Annotated in this window: 5 protein-coding genes and 2 pseudogenes; all 7 read left to right on the top strand. The window is 70.8% G+C overall.

All coding sequences use genetic code 11. The features are described 5' to 3' along the window. Positions 1-193, top strand: a pseudogene (locus G6026_RS16960) (DUF2786 domain-containing protein); the annotation flags it as partial. 68 nt (positions 194-261) lie between these two features. Next, on the top strand, positions 262-1,299 hold the full coding sequence (gene argC / locus G6026_RS11680; RefSeq protein ID WP_182613278.1) for an N-acetyl-gamma-glutamyl-phosphate reductase: 1,038 nt from the start codon (positions 262-264) through the stop codon (positions 1,297-1,299). Then, a complete protein-coding gene (locus tag G6026_RS11675; RefSeq protein WP_107756346.1) occupies positions 1,296-1,772 on the top strand; it encodes a hypothetical protein in 477 nt (158 codons plus the stop codon). The genes argC and G6026_RS11675 overlap by 4 nt, the downstream gene beginning before the upstream one ends. A 1-nt stretch (position 1,773) precedes the next feature. After that, entirely contained in the window at positions 1,774-2,709 is a 936-nt protein-coding gene (gene argB / locus G6026_RS11670; protein ID WP_182613277.1) for an acetylglutamate kinase, read from the top strand. After that, positions 2,706-3,920 (top strand): acetylornithine transaminase, encoded by a 1,215-nt coding sequence (locus tag G6026_RS11665; protein ID WP_107756347.1) that lies wholly within the window; start codon positions 2,706-2,708, stop codon positions 3,918-3,920. The genes argB and G6026_RS11665 overlap by 4 nt, the downstream gene beginning before the upstream one ends. Beyond that, positions 3,917-4,858, top strand: coding sequence for an ornithine carbamoyltransferase (argF, locus tag G6026_RS11660; RefSeq protein WP_107756348.1), 942 nt, complete (start codon positions 3,917-3,919; stop codon positions 4,856-4,858). The genes G6026_RS11665 and argF overlap by 4 nt, the downstream gene beginning before the upstream one ends. Positions 4,859-4,863: 5 nt before the next feature. Beyond that, positions 4,864-5,119 (top strand): annotated as a pseudogene (locus tag G6026_RS11655) (arginine repressor); the annotation flags it as partial.

Raw genomic sequence — 5,119 nt, 5'->3', positions numbered from 1 at the left:
CGGGGCCGGGCTCGTCCTGCGGTCCGACGCCCAGCGAGCGGACAGTGAGCTGCGGCGTCGCTTCCCGTCCGCGGTCCGTGGCGCGCGGCGTCGCGTGGGTTCCTCGGGGATTCAGGAAGGGCGTCGGGTGGGCGGCTCGGTGGATCTCGGGCAGAGCCGCTTCGGTGGCGGGCGGCGTCAGATCGGGGCGTGATCGGGCCGGGGGTGGCGCGGACGGCCGCGGACGTGCAAAAGATTGCATGATGTTGCATACTCGTGCGCATGGCAATCACAGTGGCAGTCGCGGGTGCATCGGGTTACGCGGGAGGGGAGTTCCTCCGCCTCCTCCTCGGGCATCCCGCGGTGGTGTCGGGTGAGATGGAGATCGGCGCGCTGGCCGCGGGGTCCAACGCGGGCCAGCCGCTGGCCGAGCACCATCCCCACCTCCTCCCGCTCGCGGACCGTGTCCTGGTCGAGACCAGTGCTGACACCCTGGCCGGTCACGACGTCGTGGTCCTGGGACTGCCGCACGGGCACTCCTCGGAGATCGCCGAGCAGTTGGGGCCAGACGTCCTCGTCGTCGACCTGGGCGCGGACTTCCGGCTCTCCGACGCCGCGGACTGGGAGGCCTACTACGGCTCCGCCCATGCCGGCACCTGGCCGTACGGTCTGCCCGAACTCCCCGGCGCGCGTGAGGCGCTGCGGTCGACCCGCCGTATCGCGGTCCCCGGGTGCTTTCCCACGGGGGCGAGCATCGCGCTGTTCCCGGCGGTCGCTGCCGGCCTGGTCGACGCGTCGGGGATCACGATCGTCGCGGTCACCGGCGCCTCCGGTGCGGGGAAGTCCGCCAAGGTGCCGATGCTCGCCTCGGAGGTCATGGGCTCGGCGAAGGCGTACGGCGTCACCACCCATCGTCACGCTCCCGAGATCACCCAGAACCTGCGGGGGGTCACCGAGTCGCGGGTGTCGGTGAGCTTCACCCCTGTCCTGGCCCCGATGGCCAGGGGAATCCTCACCACGGCGGTCGCCCCGACCACCGCGACCGCGGAGGAGCTGAGGCGGGTGTATGCCGAGGCGTTCGACGACGAGCCCTTCGTCCACGTGCTGCCCGTGGGAGTGCAGCCGATGACCGCCTCGGTCCTCGGGTCCAATGCCGTCCAACTGGGTATCGAGGTCGACGAGCGGGCCGGACGTGCTGTGTTCACGGCTGCGATCGACAACCTCGCCAAGGGCACCGCCGGTGGCGCCATCCAGTCGATGAACCTGGCTCTCGGACTCCCGGAGACGGCCGGTCTCAGCACGGTCGGCCTCGCACCGTGACGGTGGGCGCCTCGTCCGGCGCGGTATCCGGTGGCCGCGCCCACGGACTCGAGTCGTGGTCCGATCCGGTCGGGAACGACGCGCTGTTCTGGGTGGCTCCCCCGGGCACGACGTCGGTCCTGGAGGTCCACGGCGAGGGTGCGGGTGCCGCGGAGTTACGGTGGAGCATTCTGAGCGCCGAGGTTCCGGCGATCCGAGCGGTGGTCCTGCTCGGCGGACCCGGATCCGGGGACACCGGGCAGGATTTCACGTTCACGCACTCCGTCGCGGAGGACGTCGCCCGGTTCGTCGGCGCCCGATCCGGTGGCGAGGTCGGTCCGATCGAGGTCCTGGTCTTCCGACCCGACACCGATCGGTCGCCGTGGCCGGAGCCCACACGCACCACGGACGGGGTGGAGTTCGCGTTCCGCCACCGCGGGGGCGCCGACGTGCGCCTGACCCTGACCGTTCCCGACCAGCCGGAAGAGGCCTGACATGACCACCAAGATGAACGACGGGTCCACCGAACTGACGCCGTTCGTCCGCGCGCACGTCCTCGCCGAGGCGCTGCCCTGGCTGCAGAAGTTCCACGACACCATCGTCGTGGTGAAGTACGGCGGAAACGCGATGATCGACGACCAGCTCAAGGCGGCGTTCGCGGCCGACATGGTGTTCCTCCGGACCTGTGGCCTCAAGCCGGTCGTCGTCCACGGTGGCGGCCCCCAGATCACGTCGATGCTCGGCCGACTGGGGATGGAGGGCGAGTTCCGCGGAGGCTTCCGGGTGACCACCCCGGAGGTCATGGACATCGTCCGAATGGTGCTGTTCGGCCAGGTCGGCCGGGAACTCGTGGGCCTGATCAACGCGCATGGTCCGTACGCGGTCGGGATCTCCGGGGAGGACGCGGGGCTGTTCACCGCCGTCCGGCGGACGGCGATGGTCGACGGCGAGCCGACCGACATCGGGCTGGTCGGCGATGTGGAGTCGGTCGACCCCGCTGCCGTCCTGGACCTCATCGAGGCCGGCCGCATCCCGGTCGTGTCCACCATCGCACCGGATGCCGACGGCACCGTCCACAACATCAACGCCGATTCCGCCGCCGGTGCACTGGCCACCGCGCTCGGTGCCGAGAAGCTCGTCGTCCTCACCGACGTCGAGGGCCTCTACACCGATTGGCCGGACCGGTCCTCACTGGTCACGCACCTCGGAACCGGTCCGCTCGAGAAGATGCTCCCGTCACTCGAGAGCGGGATGGTCCCGAAGATGGAGGCGTGCCTGCGGGCGGTCCAGGGCGGGGTGCGGGCGGCCCACGTCATCGACGGGCGCGTCGAACACTCCGTGTTGCTCGAGATTCTCACCGAGGGCGGCATCGGCACCATGGTCACCGCGGGTGACCACGAGATCCGCACACCGGTAGGAGGCGCGACATGACCGGATCCGACACCCCATCGCTCACCGCACGGTGGGAGAGCGCTCTCATGCGCAATTACGGGACCCCGCCCCTGGAGCTCGTCTCGGGCCGGGGCGTCACCGTGATCTCGGCCGACGGCCGCGAGTACGTGGACTTGCTCGGCGGGATCGCGGTCAACGCGCTCGGCCACGCACATCCGGCGGTGGTGGACGCGGTCAGCCGCCAGGTCGCCGAGCTGGGCCACGTGTCCAATCTCTACATTCACCCGAAGGTCGTGGCGCTGGCCGAACGGCTCGAGTCGCTGCTGGCGGTGGACGAGCCCGTCCGCGCCTTCTTCTGCAACTCCGGCGCGGAGGCCAACGAGGCGGCGTTCAAGATCGCCCGCCGGACGGGCCGCTCACGGATCCTCGCGGCCGAGAACGGGTTCCACGGCAGGACCATGGGCGCGCTCGCGATGACGGGCCAACCCGCCAAACGGGAGCCGTTCGAGCCGATGCCCGCCGGGGTCGAGTTCTTCCCCTACGGAGACATCGAGGCCCTCACCGCTCTCGTCGGACAGGCTCCGGGGGACACCGCCGCCGTCATCCTGGAGCCGCTCCAGGGCGAGGGCGGGGTCGTCGAGCCCCCCGAGGGTTTCCTGTCAGAGGTGCGCGCGGTGTGTAGCGAGCACGGCATCCTCATGATCGTCGACGAGGTCCAGACCGGGATCGGCCGCACCGGTGCGATGTTCGCCAGCCGGCGGGCAGGGGTGGTCCCGGACGTGATCACCCTGGCCAAGGGCCTGGGAGGGGGATTGCCGATCGGGGCCTGCCTCGCGGTCGGCGCGGCCGGGCAACTACTCACCGCGGGCCAGCACGGGACCACGTTCGGAGGTAACCCCGTGGCGTGCGCGGCCGCACTGGCGGTCCTCGACACGATCGAGTCCGACGACCTGGTCGCGCACGTGGACCGGCTGGGGAAGATCCTCGCCGCGGAGATCGAATGCCTGGACCACCCGCTCGTCGACCACGTCCGCGGGAGCGGCCTGCTGCTGGGCGTCGTCCTCACCGCCCCGCTCGCCAAGTCGGTGGAAGGGGCGGCCCGGGAGGCCGGGTACCTCGTCGGCGCCACCACCGCGGACGTGGTCCGCCTCGCACCACCGCTCATCCTGACCGAGGAACAGGCCGCGCGGTTCGTCGCGGGACTCCCTGCGATCCTCGACGCGGCGACCCCGAAGGAGTCCACCCCATGACCGCAGCTACACCGTCGGTGCGACACTTCCTGCGTGACGACGACCTCAGCCCCGAGGAACAGGCCGAGGTCCTCGATCTGGGTCTGCGGCTCAAGGCCGACCCGTTCTCGGCCCGCCCGCTCGAGGGTCCGCGCTCGGTCGCCGTCATCTTTGACAAGACGTCCACGCGGACGCGGTTCTCGTTCGATGCCGGCATCGCCCAACTGGGCGGGAACGCCATCGTGGTGGAGTCCGGATCCACCCAGATGGGCAAGGGTGAGACCCTCTCGGACACCGCCCGGGTGATGTCGCGCTACGTCGAGGCGATCGTCTGGCGGACGTACTCGCAGGACGCGCTCGTGGAGCTCGCCGCGCATTCCGACGTACCGGTGGTCAACGCGCTGACCGACGAGTTCCACCCGTGTCAGATCCTCGCGGACCTGCTGACGATCCGGGAGAACTTCGGTCGCACGGCGGGCCTGCGTGCGGTGTACCTCGGTGACGGTGCGAACAACATGGGGCACTCGTATCTGCTCGGGTTCGCCACCGCGGGCATGCACATCACCATCGCCGCGCCGGAGGGCTACCAGCCGACCGGCCAGGTGGTCGCGGACGCGGAGCGGGTCGCGGCGGGGACCGGCGGTTCCGTGGCGATCACGACCGACGTCGACGCGGCGGTGGTCGGGGCCGACGTCCTCATCACGGACACCTGGGTGTCGATGGGGATGGAGGACTCGGCGACAGAGCGGATCCGCGACCTGGCCGACTACCGGTTGGGCCAGGACTCGGTCGACAAGGCGTCTGACGATGTCATCGTCCTGCACTGCCTCCCCGCCTACCGCGGCAAGGAGATCACGGCCGAGGTCATCGACGGGCCCCGCAGCCGAGTGTTCGACGAGGCCGAGAACCGGCTCCACGCACAGAAGGCACTGCTCGTCTGGCTCATGGGGCGGTCGTGACCACGATGGGCACGGTCAGCAGGACCGCCAGACACGCGCGGATCGCCGAGATCCTCGAGCGTCGCGCCGTCCGCAGCCAGACCGAGCTGGCGGAGGCCCTGGCCGAGGAGGGCATCGCCGTCGCGGTGGCGACCCTGAGCCGCGATCTCGACGAGCTCGGGGCCGTCAAGCTCCGGGCCGCGGACGGCGGGGCTGGTCGCTACGTCATCCCGGAGGACGGCAGCCGGGCCCCCGGGATCCCCGGGGGCACCGACCGGCTCA

Origin of the sequence: Dietzia sp. DQ11-38-2 (assembly GCF_014145055.1) — a bacterium.
Classification (GTDB): domain Bacteria; phylum Actinomycetota; class Actinomycetes; order Mycobacteriales; family Mycobacteriaceae; genus Dietzia.
This window is presented reverse-complemented; position numbering and strand designations above follow the sequence as displayed.

Coding starts and splice junctions, on each gene's coding strand:
- G6026_RS11665 (WP_107756347.1), top strand. CDS start 2,706: ATGACCGGATCCGACACCCCATCGCTCACCGCACGGTGGGAGAGCGCT.
- argB (WP_182613277.1), top strand. CDS start 1,774: ATGACCACCAAGATGAACGACGGGTCCACCGAACTGACGCCGTTCGTC.
- argC (WP_182613278.1), top strand. CDS start 262: ATGGCAATCACAGTGGCAGTCGCGGGTGCATCGGGTTACGCGGGAGGG.
- argF (WP_107756348.1), top strand. CDS start 3,917: ATGACCGCAGCTACACCGTCGGTGCGACACTTCCTGCGTGACGACGAC.